Below are 18,951 nucleotides of genomic sequence, written 5' to 3' on the forward strand. Positions count from 1 at the left end.
CATGGAGCAAAAAGCGGCATAAACACCGTAACCGGTGTCCGGGATTACTTGACCAGTTCAAGCTCGCTCCCACAGGGTGGTGCACCAGGATTTTGCGGTTTTACCGCGATTGCGCCTGCTCCACCAACCACCCCATCAATTCACGCAACTTCGGCGAAGGCCCGGGTTTTTCCGGGAACACCAGGTAATACGCCAGCCCCGTTGTCACCTTCAAATCGAATGGCATGACCAGCCGCCCGGCGTTCAGGTCATCGCCGATCAGCGACCAGTCGCCAATCGCCACACCCGTTCCCTGGGACGCCATCGACATCGCCAGGTCCAGTGTTTCGAAGTGCTGGCCCTTGCCGACATTGGTCAAATGCACATTCGCGGCTTTCAACCAGGCCTTCCAGTCCCGTTCATCGCGGGTCGGATGCAGCAACAGGTGTTGTTGCAGATCGGCCGGATTTTGCAGGGGCATAGGGCCTTCGAGCATCGGTCTGGAACACACCGGCGTGAGTTGTTCGTCGAAGAGTTTTTGCGACATCAATGAATCATCCGGCGGTGCGCCGTACATCACCGCCGCATCGAACTGCTCGCGATGAAAATCCACCCCGTGCTTGACCGTGGTGGTCAGTTCCACCGGCACGTCCGGGCGTTCCCTTTGCCATTGCAACAGACGCGGCAGCAACCAGCGCATCACGCAGGTCGGTGCCTTGAGTTGCAGGGTTTCACGCTTCTCGCCGATCTGTTCAACGGCCTCGTCGATCAGGCCGAAAATCTGCTGGACCCGTGGCAGCCATTCCCGTCCCTCGGCTGTCAGGTCCAGGCCTCGGGCCAGGCGGATGAACAGTTCATAACCCAGATGATCTTCCAGCCCGGCGATCTGCCGACTCACCGCGCCCTGGGTGATGTGCAGCTGTTCGGCGGCCCGGGTGAAATTGCAGCACTGCGCGGTAATCAGAAAAGTGTGCAGCGCCGGCAGGGGAGGCAGTCGTTTCATTGGGATCCAAGGTATGACGTGAGGACATGGCTAGTATGACTTTTTATCCATTGTTGCGGCTACCTGTCGCCCGTTCCAATGAGGCCATTCCCGGGCCTGCGAATCCATCATAAACACAGCGCACGCCCGGCGTCTCAAACGAACAAAAAGGGCAAAGACATGGCGACGTGCGGCGAAGTATTGGTCAAGTTACTCGAAAACTACGGGGTCGAGCAGGTGTTCGGCATTCCAGGGGTGCACACCGTGGAGCTGTATCGCGGGCTGGCCCGTTCGAGCATCAACCACGTCACGCCGCGCCATGAACAGGGCGCCGGCTTCATGGCCGACGGCTACGCCCGCACCAGCGGCAAACCGGGTGTGTGCTTCATCATCACCGGCCCTGGCATGACCAACATCACCACCGCCATGGGCCAGGCCTACGCCGATTCGATCCCGATGCTGGTGATCTCCAGCGTGCAATCGCGCAGCCAGTTGGGCGGCGGTCGCGGCAAGCTGCATGAACTGCCGAACCAGGGCGCACTGTGTGCCGGCGTCGCGGCGTTCTCCCACACCCTGATGTCGGCGTCGGAATTGCCGGGTGTGCTGGCTCGCGCCTTTGCACTGTTCCAGGCTGGCCGTCCGCGTCCGGTACACATTGAAATTCCGCTGGATGTTCTGGTTGAAGAAGCCGACGACTTGCTCGCCAGCCTGCCGGTCAATATCGACCGCGCCGGTGCTTCGCCGAGCGCCGTGTCGCGCATGGCCGAGTTGCTGGCCGGCGCCAAGCGTCCGCTGATTCTCGCCGGTGGCGGCGCCATCGACGCGGCCGTCGAGCTGACCGAGCTGGCTGAACTGCTGGACGCGCCGGTCGCCCTGACCATCAATGCCAAGGGCATGCTCGCTTCCGGCCACCCGCTGCTGATCGGCTCGACCCAGAGCCTGGTCGCCACCCGAGCGCTGGTCGCCGAGGCCGACGTGGTACTGGCCATCGGCACTGAACTGGCCGAGACCGACTACGACGTGACCTTCGCCGGTGGCTTCGAAATTCCTGGCAAGCTGCTGCGCGTCGATATCGACCCGGACCAGACCGTACGCAACTACCCGCCGCACGTGGCGCTGGTGGCCGACTCGCGCAACGCCGCCCAGGCGTTGCTCAGTGCCCTGTCGCACAAATCCCTGGCCGAGCGTCGCAACGATTGGGGACAAGTACGTGCCGCCCGTCTGCGTGAAGACCTGGCCGCAACCTGGGACGCACCGACCCTGGCCCAGACCCGCTTCCTCGAAACCGTGCTGCAGGAACTGCCGGACGCGGTGTTCGTCGGCGATTCGACCCAGCCGGTGTACACCGGCAACCTGACGTTCAACCCGGAGCGTCCGCGTCGCTGGTTCAACTCGTCCACCGGTTACGGCACCCTCGGCTACGCCTTGCCGGCGGCGATTGGCGCCTGGCTGGGGGGCCGCATCGAAGGTGGCGCGCGTCCTCCGGTGGTGTGCCTGATCGGCGACGGTGGCCTGCAGTTCACCTTGCCGGAACTGGCCAGTGCCGTTGAAGCGCGCACCCCGGTCATCGTGCTGCTGTGGAATAACCAGGGCTACGAAGAGATCAAGAAATACATGGTCAACCGCGCCATCGAGCCGGTGGGCGTGGATATCTACACCCCGGACTTCATCGGTGTGGCCAAGGCATTGGGTTGCGCCGCCGAAGCGGTCAGCAGTGTCGAGCAATTGCGCGGCGCATTGCGGGTGGCTACCGATCGCCAGGGCCCGACCCTGATTGAAATCGACCAGACCCAGTGGATGCAGGCGGTGTCGAAATGAGCTTCCCGACGACTCTGGATGGCCTGTACATCAACGGCCAATGGTCGGCCGGCAACGAACACCTGCGGGTGATCAACCCGGCGACCGAAGCCCTGTTGACCACCGTCAATGGCGGCGACGAACGCGCGGTTGATCAAGCCGTGAACGCAGCGACCCAGGCATTCGCCGACTGGTCGAAAACCACGGGCGCCGAACGCGGTGCGATCCTGCGCAAAATCGCCACGGGCGTGCAGGCCAACCGTGAAAAACTGATGCACTTGCAGTCGAGCAACAACGGCAAACCGCAGTTCGAAGCCGCGATCGACGTCGATGACGTGATCGCCACGTTCGAGTATTACGCCGGTCTGGCCGAAGGCCTGGATGCCAAACAAGACAGCGCGGTAGAGCTGCCGACCGACGACTTCAGCGCTCGCCTGCGCCGCGAGCCGTGCGGTGTGGTCGGCCTGATCGTGCCGTGGAATTTTCCGATGGTCACCACCGCATGGAAACTCGCCCCAGCCCTGGCCGCCGGTTGCTGCGTGGTGCTCAAGCCTTCGGAAGTGACGCCGCTGCCGGAACTGGAACTGGCCGCGATCATCGCTCATGCCGGTGTGCCGGCGGGTGTCTTTAACCTTGTGTGCGGCACCGGCCTGGCCGTTGGCGCTCCGCTGTCGGCAGATCCGCGCATCGCCAAGGTGTCGTTCACCGGCAGCAATGCCGTTGGCGTGCAGGTCATGCAACGGGCGGCGGAAACCGTCAAAGGCGTGAGCCTGGAGCTGGGCGGCAAATCTTCGCTGTTGGTGCTGGCCGATGCCGATCTCGAACTGGCGGTGGAAGTGGCCTGTGGCGGTGGTTTCTTCAACGCGGGGCAGATGTGCTCTGCCACCAGCCGCGTGCTGGTCGCCGATGAACTGGCCGATGAATTCCTGAACCGAGTGAAGGCCCGTGCCGAAGCCATCCGCGTGGCCGACCCGTTTGACCCGAACGTGGAAATGGGCGCGCTGGTCAATCAGGCGCAATACCAGCGCGTGCTCGGTCACATCGATCGCGGTTTGAGTGCCGGTGCCAAGCTGGTTTGCGGTGGCAATCGCCCGGCCGACCTGCCGCGCGGATATTTTTTGCAGCCGACGGTGTTCACCGACGTGCCCCTCGACAGTGCGTTGTGGAATGAAGAGATTTTCGGCCCGGTGATCTGCGTGCGCCGTTTCGCCTCCGAGGCCGAAGCGATTGCCCTGGCCAACGACAGCCAGTTTGGCCTGGTCGCCAGTGTGGTGACGCGCAATGCACAGACCGCTGACCGCGTTGCCAATGCTTTGCAGGCGGGGCTTGTGTGGATCAACGCGCCGCAGGTGATCTTCCCGCAGACCGCCTGGGGCGGCTACAAGCAGAGCAGCATCGGCCGCGAATTGGGGCCATGGGGCTTGCAGGCTTTCCAGGAAATCAAACACGTGATCCGGGCCGTCTGACGCCTGGCACTGTGTAGGAGCGAGCTTGCTCGCGATGGACGCATGGACGACACGGGCTGTCTGATGCCCCGCATTATTGTTGACGTCCATCGCGAGCAAGCTCGCTCCCACAAGGAAAAGGAGGCATGCGCTGGCGTCATGGCTTCAATGAGTTTTTATCGATAGTCAGGTGTTTTACGCGACCTCAGGATGAACTTGCCGGCTCAGCCAAGCCCCCGAAAATACGAGGGCTAACGCTGGTCCGGTCGCGCGGATGCAACAGTTTCGACCTGCCTTATACCTACAAAAACAAAGGGAGTCCGTAATGGGCGAGCATGATCTGAACAGACGTCAATTCATCAAGACCGTGGGCGTAGCCTCGGTTGCAGCGGCAGCCATGAGCATGCCGTTCATCAAGGCCAATGCCAGCGACACACGCTTTGCCGGCAAGACCCTTCGTCTGCTGACCTGGTCCGATGACACCGGCCTGGCCGCACTGCGCAACATCGCCGCGACGTTCGAAGACAAGTACGGCTGCAAGGTCATCGCTGACCGCACCGGCAGTACCTCGGAAATGGTCGCCAAACTCAAGGCCGGCGGTGATCGTCCGCAGTACGACATCATCACCCTGGCAGGCGTTGGCGCCGAAGGTCTGGCCGCCGCCAACCTGCTGGAAAAACCCGACCTCAACCGCATTCCCAACCTCGTCGATGTACCGGAGAAATACCGCACCGGCGCCAATGGCCACGGTATCGGTTACCTGCTGTGGTGCAACAGCCTGGTCTACAGCACCCGCACCCAGAAAGAAGCCCCGACCAGCTACGCCTCCCTGTGGGATGCCGACGCGGCGCCGAACATCTTCCTGCCGCCGCCGAACTGGACCGAGGCCATGGACCTGATCATCATCGCCGCCAAACTGGCCGGTGGTGACGAACACAACATCGAGCCTGGCTTCAAGAAGCTCGCCGAGCTGAAGGATCGTGTGGTGACCCTGGGTGAAAACCCGAACCAGATCGCCGAACTGTTCCGCACCGGTTCCCTGGACATGGGCGGCCTGTACGCGCCAGCCTTCTTCCCGAAACAGATCCGCGATCCGAACTACGGCCTGGGCGCCACATTCGGCATGAAGGAAGGTTTCTACACCGACCTGATGCTGTCGGTGATGCCGAAGAACCGTCCGGGCGATACCGACATGGCCTACGCCTTCATCAACCACTCTCTGGACCCGCTGGTGCAGGGCAAGATGGCTGAAGACATCTACAACGGCCCGGTCAACGCCAAGGCGATCATTTCCGCCGAAGCACGCAAGAGCCCGTACATCCTCACGCCGGAGCAGATTGCCGAGAAGGCGATCATGCACGACAACGCCTTCCTGGCCAGCGTGCATGACCAATGGATTCGTCGTTACACGGAAATCTTTTCTTCCTGATCGAGTGACGTACACAGGATCTTCAAACACTGAAGATCCCCTGTGGGAGCGAGCTTGCTCGCGATATCGGAGTGTCAGTCGACATCATTGGCGACTGACAAGCAGTCATCGCGAGCAAGCTCGCTCCCACAAGGGGGCAAAGTGACCTTGAGGCTTGTGTTTGTCAGCTGCTGTCCATTGACGAGACCCTTTGCTATGGAACACCAACCTCTGACTCATCCGCTGAGTGCCGCCCCCGTGCGCGCCGCTCGGGGTGTTTCGCCGACCGCGCGCGCCTGGCTTTTCCTCACGCCGTCGATGCTGTTTCTCGGCGTTTTGATTGCCGCGAGCCTGCTGGTACTGCGCATGAGCGTGGGCACCAAAGGCGCGGAATGGTCCGGGTTCAGCCTGGCCAGTTACGCCCAGTTGCTGGAACCCTATTACCTCAAGTCGCTGATGCTGACCCTGCGCCTGGCGCTGATCAGCGCGGTGATCGCAGTGATTCTGGCGATCCCGGTGGCCTACACCATGTCGCGCCTGACCTCGCCGTTCGTGCGACGGATCTTCCTGGCGGCGGTGTTGCTGCCATTGCTGGTCAACCTGCTGCTGCAAAGCTACGGCTGGCTGGTGATCCTCGGCCCTGGCGGCATGCTCAACCAGGCACTGATGGGCCTGGGCCTGATCAAGCGCCCGATCATGCTGTTGTACAACCAGAACGGCGTGTTGATGGGCTTGGTGCAAACCGCCTTCCCGCTGGCCGTGTTGCCGATTGCCAGCGCCATGCGCGGTGTCGCCCGCAGCTACGAAGAAGCTGCCGCCACCCTGGGCGCCAGTCGCTTCCAGGTGTTCCGCCAGGTGGTATTGCCGATGAGTCTGCCGGGGATCATTACCGGTGCGACCCTGGTGTTCGCCTACAACGCCAGCAGTTTCGTGGTGCCCTTGCTGCTCGGAGGTCGGCGCGTGCCGATGCTGGCGGTGATGGTGCATGACCAGATCGCCCCGCTGATGAACTGGCCCGCCGCATCCGCTGCCGGCGTGGTGCTGATCGTCACCACCCTCGCGATCATGACCTTGTCCGAATACATCACTGGCCGTCGTCGGCGCATGCTGGAGGCTTCCCAATGAGCACCCTGACCAAAAAGCGTTATGGGCTGTTGCCCGGCGAGACCGGCAAGTTTGCCGGCATCCTTTCCGGCTTCATCCTGCTGCTGGCGGTACTGCCGATCCTGACCATGATCGTCATGTCGTTCAGCGGCGCGTCGAACCTCGACTTCCCGCCGAGCAGCTACAGCCTGCAATGGTACAAGGCCGCCTGGCACACCTTCGTGTCGCCGGATGCCAGTGACGTCCTGAGCCTCGGCCAGGCCATGTCTACCAGCCTGCTGGTGTCGTGCCTGACCATGATTTTCGCCACGATCATCGCGGTGCCGGCGGCCTACGCGCTGACCCGTTGCGAGTTCCGCGGCAAGGCGGTGGCGCTGCAACTGATGTCGTTGCCGCTGGTGTTTCCGATGGTGGTGCTGGGCCTGGCGTTGCTGCTGGTGTTCGACAGCCTGCCGTTCCACATGACCACCTCGCGCCTGGTGATTGCCCACGTGATCCTCGCGTTGCCATTCGTGGTGAAGAACTGCACGGCGGCGATGCTCTCCATCGGCAGCGAAGTCGAAGAGGCCGCGCAAATGCTCGGTGCTTCACCGCTGCGGGCGATTGTCGATGTGGTGGTGCCGTTGATGAAGTCGGGGATCCTGGCGGGCATGCTGCTGGCGTTCATCGTCTCGTTCAACGAATTCACCGTGACCTATTTCCTCTACACCATCGACGTCATGACCGTGCCGATCTGGATGTACAGCCGCACCGTGTCTTCGCTCGACCCAACCGTATTTTCGTTTGCCGTGCTGATCGTGCTGATCGACTTCGTCCTCATCTGGGCGCTGGAGAAGCTGGTTGGTGAAGGTGGCGTTTCGTTCTGATTTCTTGAGGTGATTCTTATGTCTGGTCTGATTCTGGAAAACGTCGAGAAACATTACGGCTCGGCCTGCGCGGTAAAGGATGTAAACCTGCATTTGCCCGAGGGCAAACTGGTGTGTTTCCTCGGTCCTTCGGGCTGTGGCAAAACCACCTTGCTGCGCATGATTGCCGGCCTTGAAACCCTGAGCGGTGGCGAGATTCGCCTGGACGGTGAGGACATCGGCCACACCCCGGCGCATCTGCGTAATTTCGGCATGGTGTTCCAGTCGCTGGCGCTGTTCCCGCACATGACGGTGGGGGAGAACATCGCCTATCCGCTGAAACTGCGCGGGGTCAGCAAGGCTGACCAGCAGGCGCGGGTGGTGGAATTGCTGGAACTGATCCAGCTGCAAGCGATGATCAATCGTCCGGTGGCCAAGCTGTCCGGCGGCCAACGCCAGCGCGTGGCGATTGCCCGGGCGATTGCCAATCACCCGAAAATCCTCCTGCTCGACGAACCTCTGTCAGCGCTGGATGCCAAGCTGCGTGAGTCGATGCAGGTGGAAATCCGCCAACTGCAACAACGCCTGAACATCACCACCATCATGGTGACCCACGACCAGCGCGAGGCCATGACCATGGCCGATATCGTGGTCGTATTGGGTGAGCACAAGGTGCAGCAGGTAGGCACGCCGATCGAGATCTATCGCCACCCGGCCAACGAGTTCGTCGCGGACTTCATCGGCTCGGGCAACATCTTCCCGGCCACGGTGCTGGGTAACGGCAAGGTCAGTTTGCCGGGCGGCGATGCGCTGCAAGTACCGATCTGCAGCAGCATCGTGGTCGGTGAAAAGGTGAAGATGCTGATTCGCCCGGAAGACCTGCAACTGTCCGCACCCCAGGCGACCGCGGGCAACCGCTTGCTGGGCAAGGTGACGTTCGTGCGCGATATCGGCGCGACCATCGAGACCACGGTGGAGTGTTCCGGGGTGTCGTTTACCGCGCTGAGCACGCCATGTCAGGGCTTTGGCCTGAGCGTTGGTCATCCGGTGTCGGTGACCTTGCCGGTGGAGGCATGCCGGGTACTGGGCGCCTGATCCGGATTTGATATTGGCCTCGCTGGCCTCATCGCGAGCAAGCTCGCTCCCACACTATCGGTGTACACCGGACCCTGTGGGAGCGAGCTTGCTCGCGATGGGGTCGGCACAACCAACACAAATTCTGGATCAGACTGACAACCGCAACCGCGCCAGATCCCGCAACGGCGGCGCCCCGAACAACCGGCTGTACTCTCGGCTGAACTGCGACGGACTTTCATACCCGACCCGATAGCCCGCCGCCGAAGCCTCCAGCCCTTCGGCGAGCATCAGCCGCCGTGCTTCCTGCAGGCGCAACTGCTTCTGATACTGCAACGGACTCATCGCCGTCATCGCCTTGAAGCGGTGATGCAGCGTCGACACGCTCAGGTTCACTTCCTTGGCCAATTCATCAATGCGCAACGGCTGTTCGAAATTGCCGTTGAGCCATTTGATCGCCTGGCTGATGCGATGGCTCTGACTGTTGGCGATGGCGATTTCGTACAGCCGATGCCCCTGTTTACTGCGCAACAGGCGATAGAGGATCTCCCGGCGAATCAGCGGCGCGAGCATGGCGATGTCTTTTGGCGTGTCCAGTAACCGTGCCAGGCGCAGCACGGCGTCGAGCATCGCGGTGTCGAGTTTTTCGACATACAGCCCGCGCCCGGTCGGCCGGGTGGGCACGCCGAGGGGGCCGGCGTCAGCGATCAGTGCGGTGATTTCCGTCGGGTCGATGTCCAGGCGCAAGGCCAGGATCGGTTCCTCAGGCGAGACATCCACCACTCGTCCACTGAGCGGCATCGAGACCGAGACCACCAGGTAGTTCAGCGGGTCGTAGTTGAAGTATTCGTTGGCCAGCTGAACTTCCTTGCGTCCCTGGGCCATGATGCACAGCGCCGGTTGCGCGAGCACCGGGGCGAACTCGTGGGACTGGCTGTGGCGGGACATGAACAGCGAGCCGATGGCCGTGGCATAACTGCCATCTTCGGCGGTGTTGCGGCGGATGATGGCCGCCAGTTCCGCGCGCTGCTTTTCCATGTCGGTGTCCAGCGGGGCTTGAAAGTGATCGAGCGACGACATGCGAGGCATCCTCGGCAAGGCATGAAGGGAGTGGTGCAGAGCATAAGTTTGTGCAAGCGACAGCGGTAGACACATCCTGCCGGATGCTTGCCTGATTCTGCCTGGGGGCGACCGGCGGTGTAGCCAATAGAGCCTTGTGCCGCAAGAACTTGCTTGAAACTCGTATGGCAGAACCGTGACAGGGTTTTACAGCTTGTTACAGGCTGGCGATGAAGTTTCGCAGGATTGTGCAACGCGCCGGCAGGAATCGACTAACGAGACAGGCATCGCGGCCCTTAACCTTTGATCCTGTCGCAGCCCGTCCCCCGGCTGCCACGCGACTCCCCGGGAGGGTTGAACATGTCCACGCAGATCCCCGTCAGTCATATGGCCTTCGTTCGAGCGCGCGCCGGGCGCTCGGAGGAACTCGGTGTGCGCCTCAGCGCCCTGATCGAACCGTCCCGCGCAGCGCCAGGCTGCCTGAGCTTTGCCTTGCAGCATTCGCAATGCGATCCGGAGCTGTGGCTGGTGTCCGGTTTCTGGAGCAATCAACAGGCCATGACCGCGTACTTCAGCACGCCGGCGATGGAGATTTTTGCCGAGCTGGTGCAGGAGCTGGTGGTCAACAGTCTGGATTTCCACACCTTCAAGGATGTCTCGGCGGCGCAGGCCCTGGGTCAGTCCGCAGTGGCGGTACACAAACTGGCCGGTTGAGGGTTTAATGACGGCATTCTCAACCAGCCAGGATTCGCGACATGGCACGTAAAGCCTTTGAACACTTCGAAGCTGTTTCCGCTGTAGTACCGGGCGAGGGTGGTTACCACGCCGCTATCGCCGTCAAAGCGCTGGGTGGTTCCGGCGCCCCGCGTTTTCACAAAGTGCTGGAAGGGCAGATCTTCAAGACCGCCCATGACGCCGACCTGGCAGCAGCCAAAGAGCTGACCCACCTCAAGGACGTCAAAGAAGACGCCGACCTGCTCTGGTGATCACTTCACCGCCCCCGGGCGGTACATCTTGAACAACGCCTCAGGCCCCAGCTGGAAATAATCCGCCGGCCCGCCGCCGCGCAGAATCGGTTCTGCCGCGGCGGTGTCGTATACCCCGTCCTTCAACAGCCATTTGGCGATATGCACGGCGACCACTTCGCCGAGGATCAGCCAGCTCGGCACCACGTTGCCGTCCGCCCGTTGCAACTGAATGATCTGCGTGACCTTGCACTCGAAGGACACCGGGCTCTCGGCGACCCGTGGCACCTGAATGACCTTCGAGGCAGCGGTCGTCAGTCCGGCCAGTTCGAATTCGTTGACCTCAGGCCCGACCATGGCGCAGCTCTGGTTCATCTGCTCGGCCAGCGGCCGCGTGGCCAGGTTCCAGGCGAACTCGCCGGTCTGTTCGATGTTGTTCAGGCTGTCTTTGCGCCCGACGCTGGAAAACCCAATGATCGGCGGAATGTAGTTGAAGGCGTTGAAGAAGCTGTAGGGCGCCAGGTTCAGGTGGCCCTTGGCATCCTGTGAAGAGATCCAGCCAATGGGGCGCGGGCCGACGATAGCGTTGAACGGATCGTGGGGCAGGCCGTGGCCGTTGGCGGGTTCGTAGAAGTGGATGTCGTCAGGCATAGGAGAGAATTTCCGGAGCGGGCTGGAGGCGCTCATGGTGCAAGCACGCGCCGCAGATTTCCAGCCCGACCTCACCCCCTGTAGGAGCGAGCTTGCTCGCGATGGTCGTTAACGATTACGCGTGTTCCCTGGCTGAACGCGGCGTGCTTGAGTCCATCGCGAGCAAGCTCGCTCCTACAGGTTTTGAAGCCGGATCAGCCGATAGCTTCAGCGCTACCGGTTTTGTCGAAACCGTCGGCAGCGATAGCGTCCGCGCTACCGGTTTTATCGAAGCCGTCAGAAGCATAGGTGCCCGAGTGGCTGCGTTCGATGGCGGCGCTGGCGCCGGAGCCGTAAGAGGCCGAGCCGGTTTTGTCGTAGCCATCGGCGGCGAACGTGTTGGCGGCCAGTACGGAAAGGGCCAGGGCAAGGATCAGTTTGGTCTTCATGGTAGTGACTCCCGTCTCGTTGGCGTTTAGTGGAAAAAAGCCAAGACGCCAGATATATCGATTAATTTTCGCAATTAAATCCTGCTACCTATCGATTAATTGGATGTTAAGGCCGTCAGGCTTTTTCGCTTTCAAGGACTGAGTGAGCGCATCGCAATGAATCGATCAGGCCGTTAAAGGTTGGGCGGCGAGCATTAACGCGTGATTAATCGGCTCTTTTACCTGGGTGACGGATTTTTCATGAAGCCTGTGGAGAACAGGTTCGGCAAGCGCGAGGGGGCGCAGTTGCCCTGATAGACCGAGTTGCGCCTATCGCGAGCAGGCTCGCTCCCACATTGGACCGCATTCCTCCTGGGGTACGCGGTCAACCTGTGGGAGCGAGCCTGCTCGCGAAGGGGCCTTGGCAGTCACCCTTGCGGTAACTGCCTGACGTCTGTCAGTCAGTGACGATCCGCGAATGCTTGCGGGTGTCTTTCATGGTGATGTACACCAGCAACGACACGGCAATACACGCGGTGACATACCAGTAGTAACCCGTCTCCATGCCGATGCTCTTGAACCACAGCGCGATGTATTCGGCGGTGCCGCCGAAGATCGATACGGTCAGTGCGTACGGCAGGCCCACGCCCAGGGCGCGGATCTCGGTCGGGAACAGTTCGGCTTTCACCACGGCGTTGATCGAGGTGTAGCCGCTGACGATGATCAGCGCCGCCATGATCAGGAAGAACGCGCCCCACCAGGTCGTAATGGTGTGCAGGGTGGTCAGGATCGGTACGGTGAACAGCGTACCCAGGATACCGAAGGCAATCAGGATCGGCCGACGACCGATTTTATCCGACAGCCCGCCGATGATCGGTTGCAGGCACATGAACAGGAACAACGTGGCAGCGGAAATGGTGGTGGAGTCGGAAATGCTCATACCGACGGTATTCACCAGGTATTTCTGCATGTAGGTGGTGTAGGTGTAGAACGCCAACGTACCGCCCATGGTCAGGCCGACCACGGTCATCAATTCCTTGGGGTGGCGCATCAAGGTGCGCATCGCGCTTTCCTTGGCTTTTTCTTTCTTGGTGAAGGACTCGGTTTCTTCCATGCCACGACGCAGGTACAGCGCAACCACGGCACACAGCGCGCCGATGGCGAACGGGATGCGCCAGCCCCAGGCGTAGAGCTCCTCGGTGGTCAGGAAGTTCTGCAGGACAATCAGCACCGCCAAAGCGATGAGCTGGCCGGAGATCAGGGTCACGTACTGGAAGCTGGAGTAGAAGCCGCGACGCTCCTTGGTCGCCATCTCGCTGAGGTAAGTGGCGGAGGTGCCGTATTCGCCACCCACCGACAGGCCTTGCAGCAAGCGCGCGAACACCAGCAGGATCGGCGCGCCGATGCCGATGACTTCATAACCCGGGCTCAGGGCAATCAGCAGCGAGCCAAAGCACATCAGGTACACCGAGGCCATCAGGGCCTTTTTGCGCCCGACCTTGTCGGCATACAGACCCATCAGCCAGCCACCGATCGGACGCATCAGGAAGCCCACGGCGAAGATCGCGGCGGTGTTGAGCAGTTGGGCGGTGGTGTCGCCTTTGGGGAAGAAGGTCTTGGCGAAGTACAGGGAGAAGGCGGCGTAGACGTACCAGTCGTACCACTCGACCATGTTGCCAACGGAACCGCTGAAGATCGACTTGATGCGGCTGGAAGTGGTTCTTTCTTTGGCCGGCGCGGCAGCCGACCCAAGCGGCAGGGAGTTGGAGTTATCCATTGAAGGATCCTTCATTTAATTGTTTTTGTGGAGCGCGATGAAACGCAGCCTGCCAGGGCTATAGCAGGAGCTGTGCCAACGGGGAGAGGGCCGGTTTAGAGGGGGTAGAGTGTTTCGGTGAGCGGAAATCCGCTTATTCGCGGCAGGTGATGGGCGGAAAATTGCTTACGGCTTTGTTGGTTGCTTTGCCTGTACAGGCCTCATCGCGAGCAAGCTCGCTCCCACAATGTTTGGCGTATACAGATCCACTGTGGGAGCGAGCTTGCTCGCGATGGGGCCAGGGCAGACACCACAAAAATCAGGCCTCGGGCAAAAACATCTCCCGGCTCAACCCATGCCGCTGCATCTTTTCATTGAAGGTCCGGCGTGGCAGTTGCAGTTCTTCGAGCACCGCTTTCACATCGCCCTTGTGCCGGGTCAATGCCGCACGCAGGCATTGCGCTTCGAACGCCTCCTGCTGAGCCGCCAGTGACTGGCCGGGCTCGATGCCCAAGGGCTCCGGTTCACCGAGCCCCAATACCTGACGCTCGGCGACATTCGCCAATTCGCGCACGTTGCCTGGCCAGTCGTGGCTCAGCAGATGACTCAACTGGGCGCCGCTCAACGGTGGAAATTTGCGTCCCAGGCGTTCGGCGGCGTTTTGGGCAAAGGATTCAAACAGCAGGGGTATGTCTTCACGGCGTTCGCGCAAGGGCGGCAGGCGTAGCTCAGCGACGTTCAAGCGATAGGCCAGGTCTTCGCGAAAGCGTCCGGCCCGCGCTTCGTCGAGCAGGTCCGGCTTGGTCGCGGCAATGATGCGCAAATCCACGCGGATACTCTGGTTCGAGCCCAGCCGTTCAAGCTTTTGCTCCTGCAACACCCGCAGCAGTTTCACCTGCTGGGCCAACGGCATGCTTTCGATTTCATCGAGAAACAGTGTGCCGCCGTCGGCGTATTCGAGCTTGCCGATGCGCTTGCCGGACGCCCCGGTGAACGCGCCGCTTTCGTGACCGAACAGCTCGGCCTCGAACAATTGCTCGGGGATGGCCGCGCAGTTGAGTGCGACAAAGGGCTTGTCGGCCCGCGGCCCGAAGTCGTGCAGGCAACGCGCGACCAGTTCCTTGCCGCTACCGGTTTCGCCGCGAATCAGCACGTTGACCGGCAGTGCTGCCAGGTCCAAAACTTGCCGACGCAGGGTCTGCAGACCCCGGGACACGCCGAGCAGCGTGGCATCCAGTTTGGCGCGGTTGTCCGCCTGTTCGTGCAGCGCGCGGTTTTCCAGCACCAGCCGGCGTTTGTCGAGGGCGCGGCGCAGGCTGCCGAGCAGGGTTTCCGGGCTGAAGGGTTTTTCGAGGAAGTCGTAGGCGCCGTCGCGCATGGCTTCGACGGCCATCGGTACATCGCCGTGACCGGTCAGCAGGATCACCGGCAAATCGGCATCCCGGCGCTGCACCTCGGCCAGCAGTTCGAGGCCGGTCATGCCGGGCATGCGCACATCGCTGAGAATCACCCCGGCAAAATGCCTGGGCAATTGCGCCAGGCATTCATCGGCGCGACTGAACAACTGTACCTCGAAACCCGACAGGCTCAACCATTGCTCGACGGCACTGCGGATGCTGCTTTCGTCGTCGACCACGATCACTGAGTTCAGCATGGTTCATGCACCTCCAGGTCGATGGGCAAGGTCACGGTGAACACGGCACCTTTGTCATGATTGTCGGCACTCAAGCGCCCGCCGGATTCGTGAACGATGGCAAACGATACGGCCAAACCGATCCCCAGGCCATCGCCCACCGGTTTGGTGGTGAAGAACGGATCGAAGACCTTGGACAGGTTCTCTTCGGCGATACCGCCGCCGTTGTCGATCACACTCAGGCGCCATAGTTGTTCGTCGGCTTCGAGGCGGATTTCCAGGCGTTTGCAGGGCTTGTCCTGCATTGCATCGAGGGCATTGCGCAGCAGATTGATCAGCACCTGTTCCAGGCGAATCGCATCGCCACGCACCCAGGCCGGGCGGGTCAGATGCAGCACGGTGCTGACCTGTTCGTCGCGCAGCCGGGTGTCGAGCAGTTGCAGCGACTGATCCACCACCGCCGCCAGGTCCAGGCGTTCGCGCAAACCGCTGGGGCTCTTGCGGGCGAAGGTTTTCAGGTGGCCGGTGAGGGCCGCCATGCGGGTGAGCATTTCATCCACCGGCTTGAGCGCCTTGTAGGCGTCGTCGACGCGGCCGTTGTCGAGCAGCAGGCGCAAGGTCGCCAGCTGCATGCGCTGGGCGGTGAGCGGCTGGTTGATCTCATGGGCCAGGGCGGCGGACATCTGCCCCAGCGCAGCGAGTTTGGCCGACTGCACCAGACCTTCCTGGGCGGTGCGCAGGTCGCGGGTACGCTCTTCTACAAGCTGTTCGAGTTCTTCGCGACTGCGCTGACGCAGTTTGGCCAGGCGCCAGCGCTGGTTGAGAAACAGCAGCAGGAATACCAGGGTCAGCCATAGCCCGGCCGCGGCGAGGGCGGCGTTGCGGCTGTCTTCGAAGGCGACTTGTGGGCGCCGCAGCAGGTGCAGGGTCCAGCCCTCGGTATTCAGCGGCAGGGATTCCCACAGGTAATCCGCCTTGCCGTCGGGGCCGTCGACCCGAGCCAGGTCACTGTTATCGTCGAAGCGCCGCAACGATTGAAATTCAAGCGGCGTCAGCGGCTGCTTGTCGTACTGGCGGGTGGTCTTGAGTTCGGCATGATCGCTGTCGCTCAGCGGCTTGAGCAGGCGATAGCGCCAGCCCGGCTGGTTGGCGATGAAGATTATTCCACGTGCGTCGCTGACCAGCAGTGTGTCGCTGCCCTGGCGCCACTCGCGTTCCAGTTCGGGGAACTCCAGTTTCACCACCATGGCGCCGAGGAACTGGCCATCGTCATCGCTGACCGCGCTGGAGAGGAAGTAGCCGGGAATTCCGCTGGTCACCCCCACGGCGTAAAAGCGCCCGGTGCCCTGGGTGCGGGTCTGGTTGAAATAGGGACGGAAACCGTAGTTGTGGCCGACATAACTGCTGGGCAAACGCCAGTTGCTCGCCGCCACGGCGAGGCCGGTGTGATCGAGCAGTTCCAGGGTCGATGATTGGGCGGCGCCGTTGATTTTTTCCAGTTTGCGGTTCAATGCGTCCTGCTGTTCGGGGCTCACCGCCCCCTTGAGCGCCGAGCGCAGCTCCGGGTCCAGCGCCAGCACCGCGGGCAGGGCGCGGTAACGTTCGATCAGGGTATGCAGGGACGTGGCATACAGCGCCAGTTGCTGATTGGCGCGAGCCGCGTCTTCGACCATTGACTGGCGCACGGTGTGGCGCATAGCCAGGGTGGCCGCGATGGCAGCACCGGCAATGATCAATACGGTATAGAGCGCCAGGCGCAGGGATCGAGATGACTCAAACATGCAGGGCTTACACAAGGAATACGGAGGGGTCGCACGATAACATGAGCGACTTGGCCCTTGTAGGAGCGAGCCTGCTCGCGATGGAAGTCAACGATAACGCGGGGCACCATTCAGCCCGTGTCGTCCATGCGTCCTTCGCGAGCGGGCTCGCTCCTGCAGGGGTATGGCTTGGCAATAAAAAAGGCGACAGGGATAACCCTGTCGCCTTTTCTGGAGCAGTCCAAGCGCTTACTGCACTTCTACCGCCAGGCTTTCACTGATCTTTTTCTGCCAGATGGCAGGACCGGTGATGTGTACCGACTCACCTTTGCTGTCGACGGCAACAGTCACAGGCATGTCTTTCACGTCGAACTCGTAGATCGCTTCCATGCCCAGTTCGGCGAAAGCCACCACGCGGGACTTCTTGATCGCTTGCGCTACAAGGTAAGCCGCGCCGCCGACTGCCATCAGGTAGACAGCCTTGTGGTCCTTGATCGCGTCGATTGCGGTCGGGCCGCGCTCGGATTTGCCGATCATGCCCAGCAGGCCGGTTTGCTCGAGGATCTGACGGGTGAACTTGTCCATCCGCGTGGCGGTGGTAGGACCGGCCGGGCCAACCACTTCGTCACCGACCGGATCGACCGGGCCGACGTAGTAGATGAAGCGACCCTTGAGGTCCACCGGCAGGGTTTCTCCCTTGTTCAGCATCTCGACCATGCGCTTGTGCGCAGCGTCGCGGCCGGTGAGCATCTTGCCGTTGAGCAGAACGGTTTCGCCCGGCTTCCAGCTCTGCACTTCTTCCGGGGTCAGGGTGTCGAGGTTGACACGACGGGCCGACGGACCTGCTTCCCAGACGATTTCCGGGTAGGCGTCCAGCGGTGGCGCTTCCAGCGAAGCAGGGCCGGAACCGTCGAGCACAAAGTGTGCGTGACGGGTGGCGGCGCAGTTCGGGATCATGCACACCGGCAGCGAAGCGGCGTGAGTCGGGTAGTCCATGATCTTCACGTCGAGCACGGTGGTCAGGCCACCCAGGCCCTGGGCGCCGATGCCCAGTTGGTTGACCTTCTCGAACAGCTCCAGGCGCATTTCTTCAATGCGGTTCTGTGGGCCACGGGCCTTCAGCTCGTGAATGTCGATGGATTCCATCAACACTTCCTTGGCCATGACGGCAGCTTTCTCGGCGGTGCCGCCGATGCCGATGCCGAGCATGCCCGGTGGGCACCAGCCGGCGCCCATTTCCGGAACTGTCTTGAGCACCCAGTCGACGATCGAGTCGGACGGGTTGAGCATGGCCATCTTCGACTTGTTCTCGGAGCCGCCGCCCTTGGCTGCCACGTCCACTTCCACGGTGTTACCCGGAACGATGGAGTAGTGGATGACCGCCGGGGTGTTGTCCTTGGTGTTCTTGCGAGCGCCCGCCGGGTCGGCGAGGATCGAAGCACGCAGGACGTTTTCCGGCAGGTTGTAGGCGCGACGTACGCCTTCGTTGATCATGTCGTCCAGGCCCATGGTGGCGCCATCCCAGCGCACGTCCATGCCGACACGCACGAACACGGTGACGATACCGGTGTCCTGGCAGATCGGGCGGTGGCCGGTGGCGCACATGCGCGAGTTGATCAGGATCTGTGCCATCGAGTCGCGGGCCGCTGGCGATTCTTCGCGCAGGTAGGCCTCGTGCATCGCCTGGATGAAATCCACGGGGTGGTAGTAGGAAATGAACTGCAGGGCGTCGGCAACGCTCTGAATCAGGTCGTCTTGCTTGATCACGGTCATGAGTCGCGCTCCTCTAAAAGACGGGAACATTCAATAAGGTGCTTGCAGCTTGGGTGCATCGGTCGGTTGCAAGCACCTTTCAAGGCACGCCGGGCAAGCTGGCGCGACGCTAAAAAGGCGCGGCAGTATACCGCGCCTCGCGGACAGGCACACGCGCCGGCAGTCAATCGTTGGTCGCATAGAAGCAGCTGCAAGCGGCAAGTTTGAAGCTGCAAGAGGAGTGCGTGGCTTTTGTGGCGAGGGGGCTTGCCCCTGTTCGGTTGCGAAGCAGCCGCAATACCGGTGAAAACAATCCGCCTGACACAACGACCTG

Annotated in this window: 16 protein-coding genes; 8 read left to right on the forward strand and 8 right to left on the reverse strand. The window is 61.7% G+C overall.

The genetic code is table 11. The features are described 5' to 3' along the window. Positions 1-100: 100 nt before the first annotated feature. Entirely contained in the window at positions 101-982 is an 882-nt protein-coding gene (locus AC1RS8_RS13780) for a LysR substrate-binding domain-containing protein (RefSeq protein ID WP_102671197.1), read from the reverse strand. A gap of 159 nt (positions 983-1,141) precedes the next feature. Between AC1RS8_RS13780 and AC1RS8_RS13785 the strand changes: the two genes are divergently transcribed. The 6 genes from AC1RS8_RS13785 to AC1RS8_RS13810 all read left to right on the forward strand — a co-directional run bounded on the left by AC1RS8_RS13785 (position 1,142) and on the right by AC1RS8_RS13810 (position 8,655). Then, a complete protein-coding gene (locus AC1RS8_RS13785) occupies positions 1,142-2,779 on the forward strand; it encodes a 5-guanidino-2-oxopentanoate decarboxylase (RefSeq protein ID WP_057713474.1) in 1,638 nt (545 codons plus the stop codon). Further along, a complete protein-coding gene (locus AC1RS8_RS13790) occupies positions 2,776-4,224 on the forward strand; it encodes an aldehyde dehydrogenase family protein (RefSeq protein WP_489339153.1) in 1,449 nt (482 codons plus the stop codon). The genes AC1RS8_RS13785 and AC1RS8_RS13790 overlap by 4 nt, the downstream gene beginning before the upstream one ends. A 304-nt stretch (positions 4,225-4,528) precedes the next feature. Further along, a complete protein-coding gene (locus AC1RS8_RS13795) occupies positions 4,529-5,632 on the forward strand; it encodes an extracellular solute-binding protein (RefSeq protein WP_057713476.1) in 1,104 nt (367 codons plus the stop codon). Between the two features lie 195 nt (positions 5,633-5,827). Further along, positions 5,828-6,736 carry an ABC transporter permease gene (locus tag AC1RS8_RS13800; protein WP_057713477.1) on the forward strand — a complete coding sequence of 303 codons (909 nt, stop codon included), beginning with the start codon at positions 5,828-5,830 and terminating at the stop codon, positions 6,734-6,736. Continuing rightward, complete coding sequence (locus AC1RS8_RS13805) at positions 6,733-7,581, forward strand: ABC transporter permease (protein WP_007978496.1); 849 nt, start codon at positions 6,733-6,735, stop codon at positions 7,579-7,581. Before AC1RS8_RS13800 ends, AC1RS8_RS13805 begins: the two co-directional genes overlap by 4 nt. 18 nt (positions 7,582-7,599) lie before the next feature. Further along, positions 7,600-8,655, forward strand: coding sequence for an ABC transporter ATP-binding protein (locus tag AC1RS8_RS13810; RefSeq protein ID WP_057713479.1), 1,056 nt, complete (start codon positions 7,600-7,602; stop codon positions 8,653-8,655). 129 nt (positions 8,656-8,784) lie between these two features. Here AC1RS8_RS13810 and AC1RS8_RS13815 read toward each other — a convergent pair whose 3' ends face one another. Next, on the reverse strand, positions 8,785-9,714 hold the full coding sequence (locus AC1RS8_RS13815; RefSeq protein ID WP_090457485.1) for an AraC family transcriptional regulator: 930 nt from the start codon (positions 9,712-9,714) through the stop codon (positions 8,785-8,787). A gap of 339 nt (positions 9,715-10,053) precedes the next feature. On the opposite strand from AC1RS8_RS13815, the gene AC1RS8_RS13820 reads away from it, so the two are divergent. Next, on the forward strand, positions 10,054-10,407 hold the full coding sequence (locus AC1RS8_RS13820; RefSeq protein WP_057713481.1) for a putative quinol monooxygenase: 354 nt from the start codon (positions 10,054-10,056) through the stop codon (positions 10,405-10,407). A gap of 41 nt (positions 10,408-10,448) precedes the next feature. Continuing rightward, positions 10,449-10,679, forward strand: coding sequence for a hypothetical protein (locus tag AC1RS8_RS13825; protein WP_150813329.1), 231 nt, complete (start codon positions 10,449-10,451; stop codon positions 10,677-10,679). Here AC1RS8_RS13825 and AC1RS8_RS13830 read toward each other — a convergent pair whose 3' ends face one another. From AC1RS8_RS13830 to AC1RS8_RS13855, 6 genes are all read right to left on the reverse strand, one after another. Further along, on the reverse strand, positions 10,680-11,309 hold the full coding sequence (locus AC1RS8_RS13830) for a flavin reductase family protein (protein WP_489339151.1): 630 nt from the start codon (positions 11,307-11,309) through the stop codon (positions 10,680-10,682). A 194-nt stretch (positions 11,310-11,503) separates the two neighbouring features. Next, positions 11,504-11,737, reverse strand: a complete 234-nt coding sequence (locus tag AC1RS8_RS13835) for a hypothetical protein (protein ID WP_090457481.1) — start codon at positions 11,735-11,737, stop codon at positions 11,504-11,506. A 436-nt stretch (positions 11,738-12,173) separates the two neighbouring features. Then, positions 12,174-13,493 carry an MFS transporter gene (locus tag AC1RS8_RS13840; protein ID WP_057713485.1) on the reverse strand — a complete coding sequence of 440 codons (1,320 nt, stop codon included), beginning with the start codon at positions 13,491-13,493 and terminating at the stop codon, positions 12,174-12,176. Between the two features lie 298 nt (positions 13,494-13,791). Continuing rightward, positions 13,792-15,126: a sigma-54-dependent transcriptional regulator gene (locus AC1RS8_RS13845; protein WP_057713486.1), complete on the reverse strand. Its 1,335-nt coding sequence runs from the start codon at positions 15,124-15,126 to the stop codon at positions 13,792-13,794. Beyond that, the gene (locus AC1RS8_RS13850) at positions 15,120-16,886 is read right to left on the reverse strand and encodes a sensor histidine kinase (RefSeq protein ID WP_349735235.1); all 1,767 of its coding nucleotides are present in this window, start codon (positions 16,884-16,886) and stop codon (positions 15,120-15,122) included. The genes AC1RS8_RS13845 and AC1RS8_RS13850 overlap by 7 nt, the downstream gene beginning before the upstream one ends. Positions 16,887-17,114: 228 nt before the next feature. Beyond that, positions 17,115-18,638 carry a fumarate hydratase gene (locus AC1RS8_RS13855; RefSeq protein ID WP_057396275.1) on the reverse strand — a complete coding sequence of 508 codons (1,524 nt, stop codon included), beginning with the start codon at positions 18,636-18,638 and terminating at the stop codon, positions 17,115-17,117. Positions 18,639-18,951: the final 313 nt, after the last annotated feature.

The sequence above is a fragment of the Pseudomonas sp. GW821-FHT12A04 genome (assembly GCF_058807755.1).

Excerpts from the sequence above, each read along its gene's own strand:
- AC1RS8_RS13780 (WP_102671197.1), bottom strand. The coding sequence starts at position 982 with ATGAAACGACTGCCTCCCCTGCCGGCGCTGCACACTTTTCTGATTACC.
- AC1RS8_RS13785 (WP_057713474.1), top strand. The coding sequence starts at position 1,142 with ATGGCGACGTGCGGCGAAGTATTGGTCAAGTTACTCGAAAACTACGGG.
- AC1RS8_RS13790 (WP_489339153.1), top strand. The coding sequence starts at position 2,776 with ATGAGCTTCCCGACGACTCTGGATGGCCTGTACATCAACGGCCAATGG.
- AC1RS8_RS13795 (WP_057713476.1), top strand. The coding sequence starts at position 4,529 with ATGGGCGAGCATGATCTGAACAGACGTCAATTCATCAAGACCGTGGGC.
- AC1RS8_RS13800 (WP_057713477.1), top strand. The coding sequence starts at position 5,828 with ATGGAACACCAACCTCTGACTCATCCGCTGAGTGCCGCCCCCGTGCGC.
- AC1RS8_RS13805 (WP_007978496.1), top strand. The coding sequence starts at position 6,733 with ATGAGCACCCTGACCAAAAAGCGTTATGGGCTGTTGCCCGGCGAGACC.
- AC1RS8_RS13810 (WP_057713479.1), top strand. The coding sequence starts at position 7,600 with ATGTCTGGTCTGATTCTGGAAAACGTCGAGAAACATTACGGCTCGGCC.
- AC1RS8_RS13815 (WP_090457485.1), bottom strand. The coding sequence starts at position 9,714 with ATGTCGTCGCTCGATCACTTTCAAGCCCCGCTGGACACCGACATGGAA.
- AC1RS8_RS13820 (WP_057713481.1), top strand. The coding sequence starts at position 10,054 with ATGTCCACGCAGATCCCCGTCAGTCATATGGCCTTCGTTCGAGCGCGC.
- AC1RS8_RS13825 (WP_150813329.1), top strand. The coding sequence starts at position 10,449 with ATGGCACGTAAAGCCTTTGAACACTTCGAAGCTGTTTCCGCTGTAGTA.
- AC1RS8_RS13830 (WP_489339151.1), bottom strand. The coding sequence starts at position 11,309 with ATGCCTGACGACATCCACTTCTACGAACCCGCCAACGGCCACGGCCTG.
- AC1RS8_RS13835 (WP_090457481.1), bottom strand. The coding sequence starts at position 11,737 with ATGAAGACCAAACTGATCCTTGCCCTGGCCCTTTCCGTACTGGCCGCC.
- AC1RS8_RS13840 (WP_057713485.1), bottom strand. The coding sequence starts at position 13,493 with ATGGATAACTCCAACTCCCTGCCGCTTGGGTCGGCTGCCGCGCCGGCC.
- AC1RS8_RS13845 (WP_057713486.1), bottom strand. The coding sequence starts at position 15,126 with ATGCTGAACTCAGTGATCGTGGTCGACGACGAAAGCAGCATCCGCAGT.
- AC1RS8_RS13850 (WP_349735235.1), bottom strand. The coding sequence starts at position 16,886 with ATGTTTGAGTCATCTCGATCCCTGCGCCTGGCGCTCTATACCGTATTG.
- AC1RS8_RS13855 (WP_057396275.1), bottom strand. The coding sequence starts at position 18,638 with ATGACCGTGATCAAGCAAGACGACCTGATTCAGAGCGTTGCCGACGCC.